Genomic DNA, 22,238 nt, shown 5'->3' on the forward strand with positions numbered 1-22,238 from the left:
TCAATGACAGACCATAAAGATTTAACGACATCTGGTCACTCCCAGATGTCGTCCAAGATAAGTATAGATTAAATGGCTTCAAATATAGCGGCAGCACCCATACCGGTTCCAATACACATTGTCACCATACCATATTTTCCTTTTGTACGGCGTAGGCCATGTAGCAAGGTAGCAGTACGAATAGTTCCGGTAGCTCCTAATGGATGACCTAATGCAATAGCACCACCCAGAGGATTAACCTTATCGCGTGGCAGTTCTAGAGTTTTCATGACAGCCAAGGCTTGAGCAGCAAACGCTTCATTAAGCTCAATCCAATCCATTTGATCCAAAGTTAACCCCGCCCTTTTTAGAGCTAGAGGCACTGCACTAATTGGCCCTATTCCCATTACTTCAGGAGCAACGCCGGCTACAGCATAACCACGTAAACGGCCTATAGGTTGTAGATCATATTTCTTCAGTGCTTCTTCATTAGCCAATAACGCAATACCTGCTCCATCGCTTGTTTGTGAGCTGTTACCCGCAGTCACTGTTCCTTTTACTGCGAATACTGGCTTCAAACGAGAAATAACCTCATAGGAGGTATCTGCGCGAGGACCCTCATCGTCACTAATTAATTTTTTCTTGGATATGACTTCCGAAGTCGATAAATCTGCATGACGAACAGTAATTTCCATAGGTGTTATTTCATCTTTAAAATCACCTCGCTGTTGGGCTGCTACTGCTCGACGATGACTTTCCGCTGCGAATTCATCCTGTTGTTCGCGCGTGACGTTCCATTGCTTGGCCACATTTTCTGCAGTTATACCCATCCCATAAGCTATAGCCACATCCTCATTGTTAAAGATGGCAGGATTTGCAGTATATTTATTGCCACCTAAGGGAACCATCGACATGCTTTCAACCCCTCCTGCTAAAGCAAGAGAAATATCGCCATTGCTAATTGAAGATGCCGCGGTAACAATACTTTGAACCCCAGAAGAGCAAAAGCGGTTAATGGTCATTGCAGGTACACTCTGAGGCATATCTGCTAATAAGGAAGCGATTCTAGCGACATTCATCCCTTGCTCAGCTTCTGGCATCGCACAACCGATAACAACATCACCAATCGCTTGCCAATCCACGGACTGATTACGATTTTTTAATGTTCGAATCGTGTGCGCCAATAAGTCATCTGGCATCGTATGTTTAAAAACACCTCTTGGTGCTTTTCCAACGGGAGTACGCAATACATCAACTATATATACATTTGTCATTGTGAAGCCTCCTTAATTGCGCAACGGCTTGCCAGTTTCTAATAAATGGCTTATGCGAGCTTGTGTTAGAGAGTTTGCGGCCAAAGTCATAAATGCTTTTTTCTCTAAGTTCAATAACCAGGCTTCATCAACCATTTCTCCTTGATTGACATCTCCTCCACATAATACATGAGCTAGTTGATTAGCCAGGAAATAATCATGTTGAGAAATAAATCCACCTTCAAGCCAATTAACAAGACCTGCTTGTAATCGCGCATGCCCTTCTCGCCCAGCTACTTTAAAGCGAGTTTTAAGTGGTGATTGATAATTCATAGCCTGCATTACTTTCACTTGTGCGAGCGCTGCATAAAGGACTTCGTTAGAGTGCATAACCCATCGATCCTTATTACGCAGATAACCTTTTTGTCGAGCTTCAGTAGCACTGCCAGCAACGAAAGCGGTCGCAATTTGTTGAAAATAAGGTTGTAAAAATACGAGTAAATCTGCCTCTTGAGCTTTGCAGGCTGCTCGCATTGCCATTTCTTTACAACCACCACCTGCAGGAATAAGACCTACCCCGGCTTCAACAAGTCCTGGATAAGATTCAAAAGCTGCAACGACAGCACCACAATGCATCATTAGTTCACAGCCGCCACCCAAAGCGCGACCGCGTAATGCTGCGATTGTAGGAATCAGTGAGTATTTTAAGCGCATAGCTACATGCTGGAATTGACTTATCATCGCTTCCAACGCATCCATCTTATTCGCTTGAATAAGTGAAGCAACACCTCTTAAATCTGCTCCGGAGCTAAAATTACTTGCATCTGCCTGGTAAATGATAAGACCTTGGCACTCTTGTTCTGCTTTATCGAGTGCTTGCTCCATACCATCGAGAACAGCCTGGCCAATTGTATTAGCCTTGCTTTTAAAATTAAGTACAGCCACATCGTCTTTAAGTAGCCATAAATGCACACCATCATTTTCAAATAAAGTCGGCGCATATAAGCTTTTTTCCTTTAAAACTCGATCAGGGAAAAATTGACGCTGATAGACTGGAAGTTGGCTACGTGGCACATAGTTACCCTGTTGAGGGGAATAAGCACCGTCCTCTTTGTAAAATTCGGCAATTTTCTTAAGCCACTCTGGCAACTTAGCCTGGCTTAGTGTTTCATTTGCAGCTTTGGCTTTTTCGATGATTTCCATCATTACCGCTAAACCCGCAGTTTGCCATGTTTCGAAAGGTCCTTGTTGCCAACCAAATCCCCAACGGATAGCCAAATCGACATCACGAACACTATGAGCAATTTCTTCTAAATGATAAGCACAATAGTGGAATAAATCTCGATAGCAAGCCGTTATAAATTTAGCCTGTTTATCATCGGATGCAATTAAATGTTGCATACGTTGTGATGCATCCGGAGTTTTCATGATTGCTTTTAGTTTATCACTAACCTCACCTTTAGCAGGGCGGTAATCGCGCGAACCAAGATCAAACACTTCAATCACTTTTCCATTTTTACGATAAATTCCCTGTCCGGTTTTCTGGCCTAGATGACCTTCTTTGATTAAAGCCATTAACCAGTCGGGTAGTTTAAAGTGAGCATGCCAGGGATCGTCAGACAACTGCTCATTCATGGTGTTTACCACATGAGCCATAGTATCCAGCCCCACTACGTCCATTGTTCTGAATGTTGCAGATTTTGGCCGCCCCAAGAGCGCACCAGTTAAAGCATCCACTTCATCTAAACCAAGATTCATTGCTTCAGCATGATGCAATGTCGCAAGCAAAGAGAAAACACCAATGCGATTTGCAATAAAATTAGGAGTATCTTTTGCGCGTACAACGCCTTTACCTAGACGACTTGTTAGCCAGGTTTCAAGTTGGTCTAACAATTTAGCATTCGTTGTTTTTGCCGGGATTAACTCAGCAAGATGCATATAACGTGGCGGATTAAAGAAGTGAACTCCACAGAAACGCTCGCGAAGTGCCGCAGGCAATACATCACAAAGTGTATTAATGCTTAAACCTGAGGTATTACTTACCAATATTGCATGCTTGCTTATATGGGGTCCAATCTTGCGATATAAATCTTCTTTCCAATCCAAACGCTCAGCAATTGCTTCGATAATCAAATCACAAGAGCTTAAGTCATTTAAATTGTCTTGATAATTTCGGGCTTGCAGTAATGTTGCTGTTTGAGGGATAGCTAACGGAGTAGGTTTCAATTTTCCTAAATTAGCAATCGCCTTATCAATTAAAGCATTGCCATTACCTTCCTTTGCAGCTAAATCAAATAATAAGGTTTCAATTCCTGCATTCACACAGTGGGCTGCAATTTGTGCACCCATAACGCCGGCACCGAGAACCGCGACTTTCTTAATGAAAAAAGGTTCCTGCATGATCCTGTCCTCTATAAAGTGAAGCACCTTCATGGCGCAGTAGTACCTTGATTAAATCTAACCGCATCAAGGTTTTTAACAAATTGTCGTTGCGCTACAGTACACATCTTACTGCTACGCAACATTGATTTAAATATTAAAGCGAATACCTTGTGCTAAGGGCAATGTATCCCCCCAGTTAATGGTATTTGTCTGGCGACGCATATAGGCTTTCCAGGAATCAGAACCAGACTCTCTGCCACCACCAGTTTCTTTCTCACCACCAAAGGCCCCACCAATTTCGGCACCTGAAGTTCCTATATTAATGTTGGCTATCCCGCAATCACTACCTAAAGCACTCAAATAGAGTTCTGCATGCTTTAGATTTTGCGTGAACATCGCGGATGATAATCCTTGGGGAACAGCATTTTGCAATGCGATTGCCTCTTTTATGTTACTGTACGGCATAACATAAAGAATAGGCGCAAAGGTTTCTTCTTGGACAATATCCCAATGGTTTTCAACATCCGTTACTAAGGTAGGTTGCACAAAAGAGCCATGGATATTAAGCGCTTCACCGCCAAAAGCGATTTGACCACCTGCAGCAGTAATTCGAGTAATCGCTTGCTTAAATTGTTTAACGGCCTGATCGTCAATTAAAGGACCCATCAAATTTTTGCTATCAAGGGGGTCACCAATTGTGACTTGCTCATAAGCATGCTGTAGACGTTTAACGACTTCGCTATACATCGATTTATGAACAAATAGGCGACGAGTGGAAGTACAACGCTGCCCTGCTGTCCCTACAGCACCAAAAACAATCGCTGGAATTGCCAGATTTAAATCCGCTGACTCATCAAGAATAATGGCATTGTTGCCGCCTAACTCTAAAATAGTTTTGCCCAGTCGTTTTGCGACATTCGCTGCAACTTGTTTCCCTACTGCAGTTGAACCAGTAAATGAAACAAGCGGTATGCGAGTATCGTTAACCATTGCTTCAACCACATCATGAGATTCTGGAATAATTAAACCAAAAATTTCAGGGCAATTGTTTTTTTGCAACACTTTATTGCAGATATGATGAACAGCAATAGCACAAAGAGGTGTTTTTGCAGAAGGTTTCCACAACGTAATATTCCCACAAATCGCAGCAATAAATGCATTCCAAGACCACACTGCAACAGGAAAGTTAAATGCAGAGATTACTCCAACAATACCGTACGGATGCCATTGTTCGTACATGCGATGCTCAGGACGCTCTGAATGCATGGTCTTGCCATAAAGCATTCTAGATTGACCCACTGCAAAATCAGCGATGTCAATCATCTCTTGCACTTCGCCATCACCCTCCTGCTTTGACTTGCCCATTTCCAAAGAAACAAGGCTACCTAATGCATCTTTATGTTCGCGTAATACCTGGCCTATTTGACGGATAATTTCCCCACGCTTTGGTGCAGGAATTTCACGCCATGCGATTGCGGCTTTTTGAGCACGCTCCATGACCTTTTCATAATCTTTCATTGAGCAAGTTGCTACTTCAGCAAGCATATGCCCCGTTGCTGGATTAAATGAGGGTAATCGGCCTGAGCCAATTTCACTTTGCCATCCCTGACCACTAAAAGCACCAGGGTTAATTTCAGCAATATTAAGACGTTTTAATAAATCCATGTATCCTCCTAAGCGTAATGCTTACCAAAACGGTTAGCTAATACATCTGCCAAGCGGAAATTCTCTTGTAACACTAAACCATGATATTCATTAGCTTGACCTAAAACCAAATCCACAACTGCACAGACCCCAGAGGCTGTACTTACCTGAATAGCTGACCACTCCAAGCCACGAATTTCTTCGGGGTAAACTTTTTTCACATAGCTCTTTTCAGTAAGCTCGCCCTGTTTTATGCCTTCAACTGTCACATAGACGATGACTATATCTTGATAAGTTTTAGGAATAGCGCGCTCTAAAATTCGCTTTAGTGTGTCGCGATCTTCGTTTAGCTTTAAATCGTTCATAAGTAAGCGCATTTTTTCGCAATGGCCAGGATAGCGCATTGTTTTATAATTCAAACTTTGAATTTTACCCTCATAAAGCTCAGCAAGGCTTCCTAAACCGCCAGAAGTGTTGAATGCTTCATATTCGCAACCATCAATTTGAATAGACTCAAGACCTTCTAAAGGTTTTAAAACGATGGGCTTACTTGATTCAATTCCGTAGCAAGGATTACCGTACTCATTGATAACCCCATCTGTAGACCATGTTAATGAATAGTGTAGCGCATTACTGGCGCGTTGGGGTAAAGCACCTACGCGTAATTTAGCATGATGGCATTGCTCAAATTCTTTCATTAAGCTATTTGCCGCTATACTAATAAATCCTGGTGCCAAACCACATTGAGGCACAAATGCTGTTTGTGCGTCCTGGGCAATAACTTTGACTGCCTCAGTCACAGCCGTATCTTCAGTGAGATCGAAATAATGCGCTTTCGCAGCCCTTGCTGCTTTTGCTACATAGGTATTTAGAAAATAAGGTAGACTTGAAATAACTGCAATGATGTTATTTTTTATCAAGTAATTTTGAGTTGCTTCTTGATCCTTTACATCCAGAGCGACTGTTTTAATTTCGGGAATGGCCTGCAATAAGCGGCTAACATCCGTACCTGAAAACTCCAAATCGGCTAAATGGATTTGATAATCACCGCTTTCAGCTAACAGACAAGCGATTAAACTTCCAATTTTCCCAGCGCCCGTAATCATAACGTTGTACATACTACATCCTTCTCCTTTGTAAAACGAGTCGTCATCGTACACCAAAAAAAAGGTGCTTGATATACCTACCTGTGGTTGAATTAATCTAATGAATTATTTGTTAAAATCTTGACCTTTATTCATTAGTGTTCTATCGTCGCTTTCGTTAGGTTAAGCACATAACTGGTATGAATCACGTTGCCTCAATTCAAAAACTCTCATTAGTTTCGGCAAGCACAATAAGCTATGGCCATCTTCTGCGCGCATTTTTATTCGGTTTAATGCTGCCTTTAAGTTTTGCCCCCTTCCATATTCCAGGGGCTGCGATTCTAAGCATCGCCTTTTTCTATGCACAACTAACTGATAAAAAAACACCTCACACAATTCTTAATGGCCTTTTTTATGGACTGGGCTATTTTGGTCTTGGTATTTCCTGGATTTACGTTAGTATTCATGAATATGGTCATCTCAATAGCATCATATCAGCACTGATCACACTGTTATTTTTACTGTATCTATCGCTATTTCCTGCGCTAATGTCGGGTATTTTTAAAAAAATTGCTACACCCAGACTGCCAATAGGCTCCTGTTTTTTATTCGGTGCCTTGTGGATTCTATTCGAGTATTGTCGAGCCACTCTTTTTAGCGGTTTTCCTTGGTTGCTACTAGGCTTTGGCCAATTCGATGCACCTACTAAATACCTTCTCCCTATTTTTGGGGTATATGGTGTGGGATTTTTAACCTGTCTAGCTGCTGCCTTGCTTGCTTTAAGCATTCAGCTCAAGGGGATTCAGCGTTATGTTATTCAAGCGATTTTTGTTGTGTTACTTCTTGCCCCTTCAATGCTGAAACATATAGATTGGTCTACTCCGAAGGCAGCGTCCTTATCCGTTGGTGTTATTCAAGCCAATTTATCCATGCGTGATAAATGGGATGAACGTTTGTTTTGGCAATTATTACAACGCTATCAAAATGAAACCGAAAAATTATTAGGAACGCAATTAATCGTTATGCCGGAATCAGCAATTCCTCTTCCACCAAGCTATGTGGAGGATTTTTTAAAAGAGCTTCATGAAAAAGCAACGTTTTCGGGAAGTGCCATTTTATTAGGTATCCCCAAACCAACAATGATTGATGAAAATTCCTACTTTAATGCCCTTATTAGTTTAGGGAGAGCTAAAGGCTCTTATTTAAAGCAGCATCTTGTTCCATTTGGCGAATATATTCCTAAAGCCGTTCAAACGATTAGTGAATGGTTAGCCGTTCCAGACGCCAATCTTATGCCAGGAAAAAACAATCAAACGCTAGTAAAAGTTCAAAAGCACCCGATTGCCACTTTAATTTGCTACGAATTAGCTTATGGTGACTTGCTACGCCATCAACTTCCTAAGGCGGAATGGATAGTTTCAATTAGTGATGATGGCTGGTTTGGACATTCTTTAGCAATGTATCAACAGCTACAGATGGCTCAAGTACGCTCACTTGAAACCGGAAGGTATCAGGTAGTTGCCAATAATGATGGTTTATCGTCAATTATTAATCATCAGGGTGAACTAATTGCTTCTTTACCCGCTTTTAATGCAGGTATACTTAAATCGAATATTACCCCCTTGGACGGAGCAACCTTCTGGGTAACCTTTGGTGATAAACCGACTCTTCTTTTTTGTTTAATATTTATACTATTTTATGGTCTTTATTGCATAATTACCTCTAAACTAAAACATTAACTATTGCTGCAGAGCACAAGAGGCGTTATTCTTACCAGCCCTACTGTAATTTACTAAGTAACCATGGATAACAGCTATAAACCGCGTGAAGTTGAAGAACAAGCCCAGCAATATTGGCATAAAAAACAGTCATTTAACGTTTCTGAAGACTTAAATAAAGAAAAATTTTACTGCTTATCCATGTTCCCTTATCCCAGTGGCACCTTGCACATGGGGCATGTCAGAAACTACACCTTAGGCGATGTTATCTCTCGCTATCAACGCGCGTTAGGAAAAAATGTCTTACAACCTATTGGTTGGGATGCATTTGGCTTACCTGCAGAGAATGCAGCAATCAAGCATGGTATTCATCCTGCCGAATGGACAAAAAAGAATATTGCATCCATGAAAGAGCAATTCCTGCGTCTGGGCAACGCCTATGATTGGAAACGTGAAATTGCTACCTGTGATCCTGATTACTATCGATGGGAACAATGGTTTTTTATTAAATTGTTTGAAAAAGGTCTTGTTTATAAAAAAAATGCGGTCGTAAACTGGGATCCCGTTGATAAAACGGTCCTTGCGAATGAGCAAGTGGTTGACGGTCGTGGCTGGCGTTCTGGTGCACTGGTTGAGCGCCGTGAAATTTCTCAGTGGTTTATTAAAATTACTGCTTATGCTGATGAATTATTAAATGATTTAGATACTCTCGACGAATGGCCTGCACAAGTTAAACAAATGCAAAAAAACTGGATTGGCCGGTCTGAAGGTTGTGAAATTAGCTTCAAAATTCCTAATTTCCCCAAGCGCCTAAAAATTTATACTACCCGTCCGGATACTTTATTAGGTGTAACCTATCTTGCCGTTGCCCCTGATCACCCTATTGCCAAAGAAGTCGCTGCAAATAATGCGGATGTCCAAGCATTTGTTGCCAGCTGCCAGGGTGTTCGTATGGCTGAGGCAGATATCGCCACCATGGAAAAACGAGGGATAGCAACGGGAATCAACGCTATTCATCCAATCACAGGACAAGAAGTGCCTGTATGGATTGCCAATTTTGTATTAATGCAATATGGCTCTGGGGCTGTTATGGCCGTACCAGCTCATGATCAACGTGATTGGGAATTTGCCCAGAAATACAATTTACCTTTAAAAGAAGTCATTGCTCCAACAGATGGAAGCAAACATGATTACACAAAATCAGCCTTTACCCTGGAAGGAAAGCTAGTTAATTCAGGTCAGTTCGATGGCTTAACTTCTGCAGAAGCCACTAAAGAAATTGCTAATCATTTAGAACATCATGATGCCGGCAAGATGACCATCAACTATCGTTTACGTGATTGGGGCGTTTCTCGTCAGCGTTATTGGGGTACACCCATTCCAATGATTATTTGTGAAGAATGTGGCATTGTCCCTGTGCCCGAAGAAGATTTGCCAGTCACCTTACCCTACGATGTTCACTTAACTGGCAGTGGTTCGCCTCTTGCTCAATGCAATGAATTTATTCAAACAACCTGTCCTAAATGCGGACAAGACGCAGCGCGTGAAACAGATACTTTTGATACCTTCGTAGAATCCTCCTGGTATTACGCTCGTTTCGCCTGCAAAGGCCAAGACAATGCCATGTTAGATGACAGAGCAAAATATTGGACTCCAGTTGATCAATACATTGGTGGTATTGAGCACGCCGTTATGCATCTGCTTTACGCTCGATTCTTCCATAAACTCATGCGTGATGAAGGCTTGGTCAATTCAGACGAGCCATTTAAGGCTTTGTTAACTCAAGGTATGGTTCTTAAAGACGGCCATAAAATGTCTAAATCATTAGGCAATGTGGTTGACCCTAACCATTTAATAGATACTTATGGCGCTGACACAGCACGATTATTCGTTATGTTTGCAGCACCTCCAGAGCAATCATTAGAGTGGTCCGATGCAGCTGTTGAGGGAGCTCATCGCTTTCTTAAACGCATCTGGACATTTGCCTTCCAATACCAACAACAGTTTATTGATATTAATGATGCTATTTTAGGTGGGAATGGCCATGTCGATTGGCAGCATACCTCTTCGCGTCTTAAAAAATCTCGTCTTGCAGTCAATCAAATTTTGGCACAAGCAAGCATGGATTATGAACGTCATCAATTTAACACTGTTGTTTCAGGATGCATGAAACTCTTTAATGAACTCTCTTCTTATCAGGTCGAAACAGAAGAAGATAAAGCTTTCCTTCATGCGGGATTTAGTATTCTTCTTCGCTTACTTGCACCAATTACTCCGCATATCTGCCATCATTTATGGCAACAATTAGGCTTTGAGAAAGCAATTATTGATGCGCCCTGGCCTAAAGTGGATAAAAGCGCCCTTAAAACCGATGAGCTAGACTTCGTGGTTCAGGTAAATGGAAAATTACGTGCCCAATTTACTGCAAACAGTGATACAAGTGAGAACGAATTGATTGAAATGGCGAAGCAACATACTGACAGTTTTCTTGAAGGTAAACCTGTCAAAAAAGCAGTTGTTGTCACTCATCGTCAACTGATAAATTTAGTTATTTAACTCATGAAGCACTTCATACTTGGTTTGCTCATTATTTCTTTAACCAGCTGTGGTTTCCACTTACGCGGAATGGCTGATATACCAAGCTGGTTAAATAATGTGGCCATTGTCATCAAAGACGCTCAGGAAGATTTGCAAACCTTGCTCGAAGGGCAATTGGAAGCTTATAAAATTTCAGTCGTTGATAATCCAACACAAGCAAATTATTTACTCATCGTTGCCAGAGATAGATATAAACAAGAAATTACTAATGTGAGCGCCAGTACTGCACCACGCCAGTATCTTTTAATCTATGACGTACAGTTCACTCTAATCGAAACGAAAGGCAAGATAATTGTTCCTACAAGTCACGTTTTTGTCACTCGACAAATTACTATTAATAATGACAGAATCTTAGGATCAGATGCCGAAGAAGCGTTATTAAAAAATGAAATGCGTGCTGAGGCTGCCACGCAAATAGTTAATCGCTTGAGTCAGGCTAAAAATAATTATGTTGTTTCCCCTAAAACAAGATAACTAATATTATGCTTATAAAACAACAGGCTTTAGGCACCCACCTTGCTCGCAATCCTTTAGCCGCAATTTATATCCTTATAGGACAAGATCATTTTTTATTAACTGAAGCTGCTTCAGCGATTAAAAAAAGTTGTTTACAAAAAAACAGCGATACAGAAGAGACAATAATCCACATCAACAGCGCGTCAGACTGGAGTTTAGTAGACGAAAAAGCCAATAGTTATTCTTTATTCTCATCCTATGTCTTGCTTGATGTACGCTATGAAAAACAAACGTTAGAAGCCGCTGGCAAAAATTTTATAACCAAGTATCTAAACAATATAAATTCCTCTTGTTTACTGCTTATTCGTGCCCCTCAATTAGGAAGCAAACAACTGCAAAGTTTTATCAATCATGATGCAGTACATGTTGTGCAAATTTTTCCACTCGATAATGCTGCCATGCAACATTGGATTAAAGACCAATTGCAAAAACGAGGCATTAAATTTGAAGCAGACGTTCCTGCACTCATTTTTCAATATACTCAAGGCAATATGCTGGCTTGTGCACAAGCTCTAGATAAAATTCAATTAATTGCTGATGAATCACTCTTAACATCGACTATTGTCAAAGAACAGCTTATTGACCAATGCAGTTATCAATTATTTGATTTAAGTGATGCTTGTTTATTGCAGGACGCTAACAAAGTGATTCAGCATCTTCGTCATGCTAATACCAGCGGCGTCGAGCCAACACTAATTTTATGGTTATTAGCTCAGGACATACGAAATTTGCTGCAATTAGGGGAATTAACTCAGCAATCAATCCCTTTTACCACAGCATGCAGCCAATTAAAAATTTGGACACAAAAAAGCAAACTCTACCAATCGGCTTTAAAACGTTTATTACCCGCTAACCTTATCCAGTTATTGCAGTTTTGTAAAAACATTGATGAGCAGATAAAATCAAATCAAAATAGCCAAGTTTGGCCTGCTTTGGAAAGAGTAGCTCTTTCTTTATGCTTAGGTAAACAGGTAGGTACTTTTGCGTAATTTAATCATTTATGGCGGTACATTTGACCCAGTTCACGAGGGACATTTGAAAACCGCGAACAATATTCAAAATCATTTTCATTTTGACCAATTTATCTTTTTACCTTGCAAAATTCCAGTACTTAAAAATAAGGCCATTGCGACCCCAGCGCAGCGCATTGAAATGCTGGAATTAGCACTGAAAAACCAACCTGAAAACTTCACCATTGATTTATCAGAAATCAACCGAGAATCCCCCTCTTACATGGTATCGACTCTAGAGAATTTTCGACAACAACTAGGAGAAAACGTAGCAATGACATTATTGATAGGACAAGATACGTTCCTTCAATTGCCTAAATGGTATCAATGGTATCGATTACTAGATCTTGCAAATCTACTTGTTATAAAAAGATATGGCGTTTGTGATACAACTCTGCCAGAAGAACTTACACAGCTTTTGAATACCCATGAAGTAAGTAATGATGAAACCCTCCTGAACACTTCCTGTGGCTTAATTTATCGCTATGATGCAGGAGAGTTCAATATTTCATCGACGTGGCTACGACATGAGTTGGCTCAAGGTAAGAATGTATGTGAATACTTGCCTAAAGAGGTTTTAAGCTATATTAAAAAAAATAAACTCTATAAATCCACTCAAGAGTAGTTTTAAAGTTGGAACAACAAATCGATAGCTTAATTTTTCTAAAAGAATAGCGCTGATCTGGTATTCAATACAGCATTTTATAAATAAATACCTTATACATGATTTAACCTGTTACTAATTCCAATTAAACCGGCATCATAATTTCTTAAGCATAGGCAGATATAATAGCGTCAATTATTTGGAGAAACATAATGCCTACGACACCAACCATTGACAGCGCAAAAAAGTATATTTTTGATTGCCATCTATTTGGTAATGATAGTTTTTATCCTAATGAACCACTCTTCACTCTCTTAAAAAAATATAAGTGGAGAGATAACGCTCATGCTAAACAACCAAGCCTAACTATTGAACAATTAACTGAAGAAGGAATGTCTCATAATCAAGCAAGACTATGCTTATTTTTAATTGAACATCGCGATGTATTTAAAAGAGCTTATGCTGGTGGGGGTCCTAAATTTTGGATTTTCAATCCAGGCCATGACAAAGCTATTAAAGACTTTATCCTGCATTATTATACGATTGCCCAGTGGGTTTTTGAAGGAACTTCATATCTTGTAGATGCTCTTGATAACGTTGCTGATGAACTTCAGAAAATTGCCAACCTACATTTACCCCTAGATACAAACTATTTTCCATTATACCTCTCAGAGAATAAAATTTATTATTTCCACGAAACATTTATGCAATTAAAAGAATTAGTTTCGTCTGCTCTGCATGTCAATAACGTTAAAAATCATTTTCAAAATCATGAGAAAATATCGACAATAATTACACGTCTAGAGAATGGTGCGAATAGCTATAATCCTTATTGGATGAATAGTAGTAAAAAATTAAATAATATCCTGAATTGCTTGGCACGCTGTATTGAAAATAGCGAAGATGTGGATAGGCTGTTACAAGATGCGAATAGCCCACTATCAAAGGCCCTCGACATGCAACGTCTACCACGATTCTTTTGTTCGTCAGAAAAAACTCAATCCAGAGAAATAATTAATACCTTAACTTTATCCTAATTCGTTAGAGAGTATTCCCGCATGAGCGGGAATACTCTGCAATCAATTAATTACCGGTTGGGACTAGCCAGCCAGGAATGCCTTAGGCATCAGATAATTCAAAATCCTCGGGACTTGAGAGTAATGTTTCCTTATTCGGTTGCTCGGCTTGTTGCTGTTGCGGAGATTTTTCACCAGGCTTAGGTTCTGCTTTAGCAGGAAGCTGAATCTGTGAACCGCTAGAAGGAAACTGCAAAGGTTTATCAAAGACTTTCATCTGTTTTACGACTTGAGGCATCAAGTCATAAAGCCAGTTAACAACCGGCTCAAATTTGGCATAAAGCATGGAGTTACCTGCATATTCCTGATAGGGTAACGATGTCATTCTTATAACTAACATAATCAAAGCAACAATAAATACGCCTCGTACAAAACCAAACCCCATGCCAAGAATACGATCCGTACCGCTTAACCCTGACCGTTTGAGGATAAAACTCAAGAGAGCGTTAACTATTCCGCCCACAATCAAGGTTGCTATTAATATGGCGATAAAAGCGGTGACTGTTCTTGCTGTTTTGTCCTGGATATATTTTTGTAGCCAAGGATCCAGCTCCTGCGAATAATTAAAAGCCATCCAAATCGCTAAGACCCACACAGCTAGTGCAATGAGCTCTTTTACAAAGCCACGGATAAGACCAGTTAAGACAGATAAGCCAATAACTGCAATAATTAGCAAATCAACCCAATACCATTGCATGCTTAACTAACCCCTGAGGCAACAAGAAATCCCTTAATCTGCATAACGCTAGCAAGTTGCTGTTGTAATACTCTGGCTTGCTCTTTCGGGTGTCCTTGACCAACAATAACTTTGTAGACCGTTCCTTGAGCAGTTTGAACTTTGTTATAACTCGCTTTGTAACCCTTTGCTCGTAATTTAGAAACTAATAAATCAGCATTTTGTTGTTTTGAAAAGGTTGCTAACTGAACAGCGTAACGTCCCTTCCCTGTCGGAGCCGTCATGGATTTCTTTGCCACTTGTGCATGTTTTACCGGTCTTGCAACTGGTTTAGCCTTGGCCACTACAGGTGTTTTTTTAACAACAGGTGCTGAAACTTTTTTTGTTGCTGCCGCTACAATAGTTGGCTTTTGCTTGGCCACTTTAGCAGGCTCAACCTTGGCTTTTGCAACCATAGGCTCTACTGCTTCTTTAATGTCATTCAATTGACTGAGCGACTCTGCTTTAGCAAGGGCTGGATTTGTTACTTCCTCGGGAACATCTGGAATTTCCACATGAGCCACTTTAACAGTTTCAAACATTTCCTCTTCATCAGGCATTGCCACTTTAGGCAAAGCAGGCTTAGGGGGCAATTTGACTGAAACACTTACGTTATCATCAATACGTTGATTTGATTTTTTAATTATTGCGGGAGCAAAAATAGCAGCTATAGATAAAATAACAGCAAGACCTATAAGCCGATGCTTTACACGCTCATCCATCACCAATTTCATCATATCTCCTCAGTTCTGGTGGTATTGGTATTACACACAGCAGGCAGTACTTGCCCTACAGTAACAAACGAACCATAAACTACGATTAAATCACCTGTGCTAGCTACATTGCAAGCAGCCTCATAAGCTAACAAAGGATCAGCATAAGAAAAAGGTACTATACCATAAATATGAAACGCTGCGCTAAATTGTTCCTCAGATGCCGCACGCTTTCCAGTCAATAGTGCGGGATACCAATAATCCACAAGCTTAGTCAGCGGCTCTATTAGTGCAGGAATATCTTTATCTTTCAATGCTGAAAAGACAGCATGGATGGCGCCTGGCCAACGCAAATTTTCAATATGTTTGGCCAAATAATTAACTGCCTGTGGATTATGAGAAACGTCCAACAGGGTCATTACCCGACCGTTTATAAAGTGCAGCCGACCAGGCAAAAGGAGTCCTTTTAAACTTTCAACAATCTGAACAGCAGTAACCGGTAATGCAGCTTGAAGACAAAAACTTGCCATGACTGCAGCTGCAATTGAATTGGCATGAAGGACAGGGCGTGGCAATTCAATGATATGCTCACCAAAAACAAACTTAAGAACCGTATCATCAAGCTCATAATTGTAATTGTCCCCCAACCTGTAGAGTGGGCAATTTAAGGAAGACACTGCTGCTGTGATACTTTTAGGTGGATTGCTATCCGCATAAATGACAGGCTTTCCATATCGTAAAATGCCAGCCTTTTCATAACCAATTGATTCTTTGTTATTTCCTAAAAACTCTTGGTGATCCAAATCAATGGTTGTAATTACAGCTAAATCAGCATCGACAATATTAGTGGCGTCAAGTCGACCACCAAGACCTACCTCAAGAATTAAAACATCGATAGAATGCTTTTTGAAATACCATAAAGCCGCCAGTGTGGCCATTTCAAAATAAGTCAGAAAGGTTGAACCCCGCCCTTCTTCTATTACGCAAAATGCTTCGGCTAATGCCTCATCGCTAATGGGCTGTTGATTAATTTTGATTCGTTCGTTAAATGAAACGACATGAGGGGAGGTATAGCTTGCAACCTGATAACCTGCGTTTTTATAGATTGCTTCAAGAGCAGCGACAGTGGAACCCTTTCCATTCGTGCCCGCAACAGAGATTACTTTGGCCTGTGGTTTAAGCAGAAAAAGAGATTCAGCAACCTTATAAATACGGTTTAATCCAAGCTGAATCTCTTGTTGATGACGGTTCTCAAGGTAATGTAACCATTGTGCAACCGTAAAATTTCTATATTGCTTCATCAAAAATGTTGTTTAAATCTCGATGAGATAGTTTTGCTACTAATTCAGCAATGGTATTACGTAAATTTTTCCGCTCGACAATCATGTCTATATGGCCATGTTCGAGTAAAAACTCACTACGCTGGAAACCTTCTGGTAAGGTTTGTCTTACTGTCTGCTCAATCACACGAGGTCCCGCAAAACCAATAAGCGCATTAGGCTCAGCAAAAATGATATCACCAAGACTTGCAAAACTTGCGGAAACACCCCCCATCGTCGGATCGGTCAAAACAACAATAAATGGCAGTCCTGTTTCTGCAAATCGGGCTAAGGCAGCAGAGGTTTTAGCCATTTGCATCAAAGAAAAAAGGCCTTCCTGCATGCGAGCCCCGCCACTTGCTGTAAAGCAGATATAAGGGCGTTTTTCAGAGGTTGCCACATCGACAGCTCTGACAAATTTCTCGCCTACGGTAGCGCCCATCGACCCACCCATAAAATTGAATTCAAACGCACTTACAACAACTGGTTGTCGCTTTAAAGTCCCCTTTACAACAATTAAAGCCTCTTTTTCCCCAGTCGCTTTCTGTGCCTGACTAATTCTATCTTTGTATTTTTTAGAATCTTTGAATTTTAAACGATCAATGGGCTCTAAATGAGAAGCGATTTCTTCCTGGCCATGTTCATCAAGAAACTGAGCGATTCGTTCACGCGCAGTTAAACGATGATGATGATTACAGTTAGGACAAACCGATAAATTTTTCACGAGTTCACTGCGATAAAGCACCGAACTACAGCCAGAACATTTAACCCAAAGTCCCTCAGGAACACCCTTTTTTTGAGAAGTTTCGGTTCTAATTTTTGAAGGTAATAATTTTTTTAGCCAACTCATAACAGAATCCACTAGTCTTTAGGCGCAGTAGTATAACCCGAATTTAATTTAAGCGCTTGTTTTTATTGTTTTGATTGAATAAAAATACCTAAAATAATGCTAAATGTTTATTTAATTAACAATGCAATTCCTTGCGATTTTTATTCCTTCTTTTTGTGTAAAAAATCGAGTGAAACACTAAAGTTTTTTTATATATTTCCGATAAAAGCGATGGGTTCGATAAATTTTACAATAATTAAGAATTTATCGAGGATAAGGTAAATCCCATATCCAGGGATTCAGGTTGAGGAGATTTTAGCCATGGCTCAAGTGATTAATACCAACGTGATGTCGCTTAATGCGCAACGAAACCTAAACGGCTCACAAAAAACGATGCAACTAGCGATCCAACGTCTTTCTTCAGGGTTGCGTATTAACAGTGCGAAGGATGACGCAGCGGGTCTCTCTATTTCTGAACGTATGACTGCACAGGTTCGCGGGATGAACCAAGCCATTCGTAACGCTAACGACGGTATATCTTTATCGCAAACCGCTGAAGGTGCGATGCAAGAAACCACTAACATCCTACAACGTATGCGTGAACTATCATTGCAATCAGCTAACTCAACAAACAACTCCGGTGACCGCCAAGCGATTCAGGAAGAGGTTGACCAATTGAAGAGCGAGCTGGATAGAATTGCTACTAATACTGAGTTTAACGGCCAACGGATCCTCGATGGCTCATTCTCAAGTGCTAGCTTCCAGGTCGGAGCAAATGCAAACCAAACTATCACTTTTGCGGTGGGTAGCATTAAGTCATCTTCTATTGGGGGTATTGCCCAGGAAGTCGGGACAGAGGTATCTGGCGCTGCAGCAACTGACATTACAATAGCTATTGGTGGTGGTGCTGCAACTACAATCAACTCCAGTGCTGGCTTTACAGGTAACGCTTATCAGGACGCCACTTCTGCTTATGCCAAAGCTGCTGCTATCAATGATGCAGGTATCGCAGGACTTTCAGTGACTGCTTCTACAACAGGTACGCAAACATTAGGTGCTATTGGTGGTACCGCTGCTGATACCTATAACTTGACAATTAATGGCGTAGCAATCTTCACTAACGAAGACGTGGCTACTGCTTTAACCAATACACAGCTTCGTGATGCAATTAACTCCGCCAGTAGTCAAACAGGTGTAATAGCCAGCCTAAATGGTGGTAACTTGACTCTGACAGCAAGTGATGGCCGTAACATTGACGTTGCTGAAAGTGGTACCGGTTTCACAGCAGGTACCGATGGTATCACTGTAACTGGTGGTGATTTTGATGGCGTTTTACGTGGAAATCTCTCACTGAGTGCTACAAACAGTATAGCAATTGGCGGTACAGTAGCCACCATAGGTCTTTCTGCTTCAATCGCCAGAGACGCTAATGGTATCGATACCCTCGACGTAAGTACTGTTGAAGGTGCACAAACAGCCATTCTGCGCTTAGACTCAGCGCTTACTTCTGTAAGCTCTAACCGTGCCGCAATGGGTGCCCTGCAAAACCGTTTTGAATCAACAATTTCTAACTTGCAAAACGTATCAGAGAACCTTTCTGCTGCACGAAGCCGTATTCAAGACGCGGATTTCGCGGCTGAAACAGCCAACCTGACTAAAGGTCAAATCTTGCAACAAGCAGGTACTGCGATGCTTGCGCAAGCTAATAGCTTACCTCAATCAGTGTTGTCTCTACTTGGATAAGAAAATGAATACACCATGCAAGTTTAACTTGCATGGTGTATGTATTTTATGCCTCAATTAATAAATGGGCATAGAGGAGGGTTGTTGTCATGAACATTGAGCTACAAAAACCAAACACAATCTCGTTTGAGTCCAGTAATTCGATAAGCAATGAAAAAGTCGAGTCTAAAAAAGGAACGACACCTCTTGAGCCCGCAGCTGCTGCAGATACTAAATATTCAGTTGACGAAGTTACCGGCATTCTACAAGCGATTGTTACTGACAAACTATCCGATGAAATCATTCGCAAGATACCAGCAGATGAATACTTGCAATTACTGTCTTTAATTGATGAAATGATTAGTGGTTCTATTGATAAACGAGTTTAACAACTTGCTCTAAAACAGTGACTTTATGGAGCTTGAAATTTATAGGAGTGGATGTGTTGCTGTAATCTTGGAAAATAGACATCCATTACGGCTTAAAATATAGAATAAGGAAATCATCGTGGCAGTATCATCAGTTGGTTCAGGCCTAGATATTAAAGCAATCGTAGAAGCTCTTGTAACAGCAGATCTTACTCCTGCACAAAATAGAATAAATAAGCAGGAAGCAACCTTTTCAACACAACTTTCAGCCTTAGGGCTTATAAAAAGTAGTTTAGCCAAACTGCAAACTACGATGAACAAATTGACGGATATTTCTCAAGTTTACGCATTAAAGAGCACAATTAGCGACGACAGTATATTTTCCGCTACGGTGAGTAGCGAAGCCACTCCCGGCTCTTATCAAGTTGAGGTTAAGCAACTAGCAACAAAACAAAATTTAGCCACTACGGCCTTTGCTAACCCAACCACCGCTGTAGGAAGCGGCAGTATCACCATTGATTTTGGAACCTACAACGCTGACTATAGCGCGTTCACAGCCAACCCTGACAAAGCGTCTGTTACAATTAACATTGCTCCCGGTTCCAATACACTAACTGCGATTAAAGATGCCATTAACAATAGTGGCTCAGGAGTTCAAGCCAGTATCATTCAAGATAGTCAAGGTTCACGGCTCACTTTACTAAGTCCTGAAACCGGTAAAGCTATGGCTATGAAAATTAGTGTTGTTGATAATGATGGCACTAATACCAATAGCACTGGACTATCCGCTTTAGCCTATGATCCTACTGCAGGTATTAATTCTCTCACTCAAACTGTCGAAGCCAAAAATAGTGAGGTTATGGTCAATGGACTGTTAGTGACACAAAGCACTAACCAGCTTAAGGATGTAATCACTGGGGTCACTCTGAATCTAAAAAAAGCTGAGCCAGGTAAACTTGTTGATTTAAAAGTTGAGAATGACAAAACCCTGCTTAAATCAATGGTTAATGAATTTATTAAACAGTATAACGACACTATCAATACCATCAATTCATTGACGTCTTATAATGCAACGACCAAGAAAGGTGGTTTAATGCAGAGTGATGCTGGAATTCGCAGCTTAAAATTGAATCTCAGCAAGTTGGTAAGTGAACCTATTGGCGATAGCAGCAATACAATTAGAGCTCTCTCTGATATTGGTATCAAAACCAATGAAAAAGGTTTACTGGTCATGGATGACACCAAATTCACTGATGCCATCGATAATCATTATGAAGAGATTGGTACTCTCTTTGCTAAAACCGCCACAGCATCCGACAGCAACGTTCGTATCAAGTCTGTTGGAACCACTATTAAAGCAGGCAGCTACGATTTGACAGTAGATAGTTATACACCTGGCGTTGATTTAACAGGAAAAATTGGTGGTATTCATGCCACATCCAGTGAGAATCTGACCTTGTCTGGAACAGGTGATTTTAAAGGTCTTGCTGTAGATATTTTAGGGGGAGGAACAGGCTCTCGTGGGAAAATTACGGTAACTGATGGTTTAGCTGCAAAATTTAGTGATCTGTTAAAAGTTTATTTAGACGATAAAAATGGAGAGTTGTCTACAAGAACAGCACAACTAGACAAGCGGGTTGCACAACTTGGAGAAGAGCGTGAACAGCTTCAAATCAAAGCTGACATGCTTACCAAGCGTTATACGAAACAATTCGTAGCTCTAGATTCACTATTGGTTAAAATGCAAGGTGCAAGCGACTTTTTAACCCAACAACTTGCTAATTTACCGCTGAACAGGAAAAAATAGCTATGAAGATTCCTTACCAACAAGCACTTGAACAATATAAGTCGATAGAATTACAAACTCGCATTGAAACAGCAAGCCCCCATGAGTTGATTCATTTGTTGCTTCAAGGAGCTCGCTCTCATATTGCAACAGCACAAGGAAACATTCAGCGGAATGAAATTAGCGAAAAAGGGGAACATATCGGTAAATCCATTAGCATTGTTGAAGGTCTTCGTACAAGTCTTGATCATGAGAACGGTGGAGAAATTGCGGCTAATCTAGATCGACTTTATGAATATATTCAAAGAATTTTGCTAAAAGCTAATCTTGATAATGACGTTAATTTGTTGATACAGGCTAATACCCTGTTGGCCGATATTCATCAGGCATGGCAAGAAATAAGGGACAATATCAATTCTGATAGTTTATAACGGTCATTATAGCTAAAACTTTCATTTGAATCATTAATTGGGCAGGAAGCTAAATAGTTTGAGTATGGAATAATCTAAATGATATTTTTATTAGTTCTTTTTATCCCCTTTTAAATTTAGTAATTTCAAAAAGTTAAATCAATAAATTTGTCAAAAAAGACACTAACAGTCTAAAATTAAATTATGAGGGGTCTATTTTTTTTTCATTCTAGGAATAATAACCCCGAATAATCTTGAGTAATGATACTCAAAGGAATGGATTCAAAATCGTTTATGGATAGCGTAAGGAGGTAGCATGTTAGGATGGGCATTAACTTTCTTAATTATTGCGCTCATTGCAGCAGCTTTCGGATTTGGTGGAGTCGCTTCGGCAGCAGCTGGTATAGCAAAAGTGTTATTTTTCATATTTTTGGTAATTTTTGTTGTGTTACTGATAATGGGCTTAGTTGGCCGAGGACCACCACCCCCGGTATAATTAACTTACGAGATT

Annotated in this window: 19 protein-coding genes; 11 read left to right on the forward strand and 8 right to left on the reverse strand. The window is 40.4% G+C overall.

What is annotated here, in order from left to right:
* Positions 1-68 precede the first annotated feature (68 nt).
* The 4 genes from LHA_RS08475 to LHA_RS08490 all read right to left on the reverse strand — a co-directional run bounded on the left by LHA_RS08475 (position 69) and on the right by LHA_RS08490 (position 6,376).
* Positions 69-1,253, reverse strand: a complete 1,185-nt coding sequence (locus LHA_RS08475) for an acetyl-CoA C-acyltransferase (protein WP_045106158.1) — start codon at positions 1,251-1,253, stop codon at positions 69-71.
* A 12-nt stretch (positions 1,254-1,265) separates the two neighbouring features.
* Positions 1,266-3,632, reverse strand: coding sequence for a 3-hydroxyacyl-CoA dehydrogenase/enoyl-CoA hydratase family protein (locus LHA_RS08480; protein WP_045106159.1), 2,367 nt, complete (start codon positions 3,630-3,632; stop codon positions 1,266-1,268).
* A 129-nt stretch (positions 3,633-3,761) separates the two neighbouring features.
* Positions 3,762-5,279 (reverse strand): L-piperidine-6-carboxylate dehydrogenase, encoded by a 1,518-nt coding sequence (gene amaB / locus LHA_RS08485; protein WP_045106160.1) that lies wholly within the window; start codon positions 5,277-5,279, stop codon positions 3,762-3,764.
* A gap of 8 nt (positions 5,280-5,287) precedes the next feature.
* Positions 5,288-6,376, reverse strand: coding sequence for a saccharopine dehydrogenase family protein (locus LHA_RS08490; protein ID WP_045106161.1), 1,089 nt, complete (start codon positions 6,374-6,376; stop codon positions 5,288-5,290).
* 167 nt (positions 6,377-6,543) lie between these two features.
* Here LHA_RS08490 and lnt point away from each other — a divergent pair, with 167 nt between their 5' ends.
* The 6 genes from lnt to LHA_RS08520 all read left to right on the forward strand — a co-directional run bounded on the left by lnt (position 6,544) and on the right by LHA_RS08520 (position 13,826).
* Positions 6,544-8,082 carry an apolipoprotein N-acyltransferase gene (gene lnt / locus LHA_RS08495; protein WP_045106162.1) on the forward strand — a complete coding sequence of 513 codons (1,539 nt, stop codon included), beginning with the start codon at positions 6,544-6,546 and terminating at the stop codon, positions 8,080-8,082.
* Positions 8,083-8,145: 63 nt separating this feature from the next.
* Entirely contained in the window at positions 8,146-10,617 is a 2,472-nt protein-coding gene (leuS, locus tag LHA_RS08500) for a leucine--tRNA ligase (RefSeq protein WP_045106163.1), read from the forward strand.
* Between the two features lie 3 nt (positions 10,618-10,620).
* Entirely contained in the window at positions 10,621-11,133 is a 513-nt protein-coding gene (locus LHA_RS08505; protein WP_045106164.1) for an LPS-assembly lipoprotein LptE, read from the forward strand.
* Between the two features lie 8 nt (positions 11,134-11,141).
* Positions 11,142-12,164, forward strand: coding sequence for a DNA polymerase III subunit delta (gene holA / locus LHA_RS08510; RefSeq protein ID WP_045106165.1), 1,023 nt, complete (start codon positions 11,142-11,144; stop codon positions 12,162-12,164).
* On the forward strand, positions 12,157-12,810 hold the full coding sequence (nadD, locus tag LHA_RS08515) for a nicotinate-nucleotide adenylyltransferase (protein ID WP_045106166.1): 654 nt from the start codon (positions 12,157-12,159) through the stop codon (positions 12,808-12,810). Before holA ends, nadD begins: the two co-directional genes overlap by 8 nt.
* Positions 12,811-13,001: 191 nt before the next feature.
* On the forward strand, positions 13,002-13,826 hold the full coding sequence (locus tag LHA_RS08520; RefSeq protein ID WP_045106167.1) for a hypothetical protein: 825 nt from the start codon (positions 13,002-13,004) through the stop codon (positions 13,824-13,826).
* A gap of 82 nt (positions 13,827-13,908) precedes the next feature.
* Here LHA_RS08520 and LHA_RS08525 read toward each other — a convergent pair whose 3' ends face one another.
* Genes LHA_RS08525 through accD form a run of 4 tightly spaced genes read right to left on the reverse strand, consistent with a single transcriptional unit; the run spans position 13,909 to position 17,462 of the window.
* Positions 13,909-14,562 (reverse strand): CvpA family protein, encoded by a 654-nt coding sequence (locus LHA_RS08525; RefSeq protein WP_082060320.1) that lies wholly within the window; start codon positions 14,560-14,562, stop codon positions 13,909-13,911.
* A gap of 2 nt (positions 14,563-14,564) precedes the next feature.
* Positions 14,565-15,314 (reverse strand): SPOR domain-containing protein, encoded by a 750-nt coding sequence (locus LHA_RS08530; RefSeq protein ID WP_045106168.1) that lies wholly within the window; start codon positions 15,312-15,314, stop codon positions 14,565-14,567.
* Complete coding sequence (folC, locus tag LHA_RS08535) at positions 15,314-16,594, reverse strand: bifunctional tetrahydrofolate synthase/dihydrofolate synthase (protein ID WP_045106169.1); 1,281 nt, start codon at positions 16,592-16,594, stop codon at positions 15,314-15,316. Before folC ends, LHA_RS08530 begins: the two co-directional genes overlap by 1 nt.
* Positions 16,581-17,462 carry an acetyl-CoA carboxylase, carboxyltransferase subunit beta gene (gene accD / locus LHA_RS08540; protein ID WP_045106170.1) on the reverse strand — a complete coding sequence of 294 codons (882 nt, stop codon included), beginning with the start codon at positions 17,460-17,462 and terminating at the stop codon, positions 16,581-16,583. Before accD ends, folC begins: the two co-directional genes overlap by 14 nt.
* Positions 17,463-17,762: 300 nt before the next feature.
* Here accD and LHA_RS08545 point away from each other — a divergent pair, with 300 nt between their 5' ends.
* The 5 genes from LHA_RS08545 to LHA_RS08565 all read left to right on the forward strand — a co-directional run bounded on the left by LHA_RS08545 (position 17,763) and on the right by LHA_RS08565 (position 22,223).
* Positions 17,763-19,184 (forward strand): flagellin N-terminal helical domain-containing protein, encoded by a 1,422-nt coding sequence (locus LHA_RS08545; protein WP_045106171.1) that lies wholly within the window; start codon positions 17,763-17,765, stop codon positions 19,182-19,184.
* An 89-nt stretch (positions 19,185-19,273) separates the two neighbouring features.
* A complete protein-coding gene (locus LHA_RS08550) occupies positions 19,274-19,552 on the forward strand; it encodes a flagellar protein FlaG (RefSeq protein WP_052673649.1) in 279 nt (92 codons plus the stop codon).
* A gap of 118 nt (positions 19,553-19,670) precedes the next feature.
* Positions 19,671-21,338: a flagellar filament capping protein FliD gene (gene fliD, locus LHA_RS08555; RefSeq protein ID WP_231861889.1), complete on the forward strand. Its 1,668-nt coding sequence runs from the start codon at positions 19,671-19,673 to the stop codon at positions 21,336-21,338.
* 2 nt (positions 21,339-21,340) lie between these two features.
* A complete protein-coding gene (gene fliS, locus LHA_RS08560; RefSeq protein ID WP_045106173.1) occupies positions 21,341-21,748 on the forward strand; it encodes a flagellar export chaperone FliS in 408 nt (135 codons plus the stop codon).
* A 295-nt stretch (positions 21,749-22,043) separates the two neighbouring features.
* The gene (locus LHA_RS08565; protein ID WP_045106174.1) at positions 22,044-22,223 is read left to right on the forward strand and encodes a DUF1328 domain-containing protein; all 180 of its coding nucleotides are present in this window, start codon (positions 22,044-22,046) and stop codon (positions 22,221-22,223) included.
* The last annotated feature ends 15 nt before the right edge of the window (positions 22,224-22,238 follow it).

The sequence above is a fragment of the Legionella hackeliae genome, from assembly GCF_000953655.1.
In the GTDB taxonomy this organism is placed as follows: domain Bacteria; phylum Pseudomonadota; class Gammaproteobacteria; order Legionellales; family Legionellaceae; genus Tatlockia; species Tatlockia hackeliae.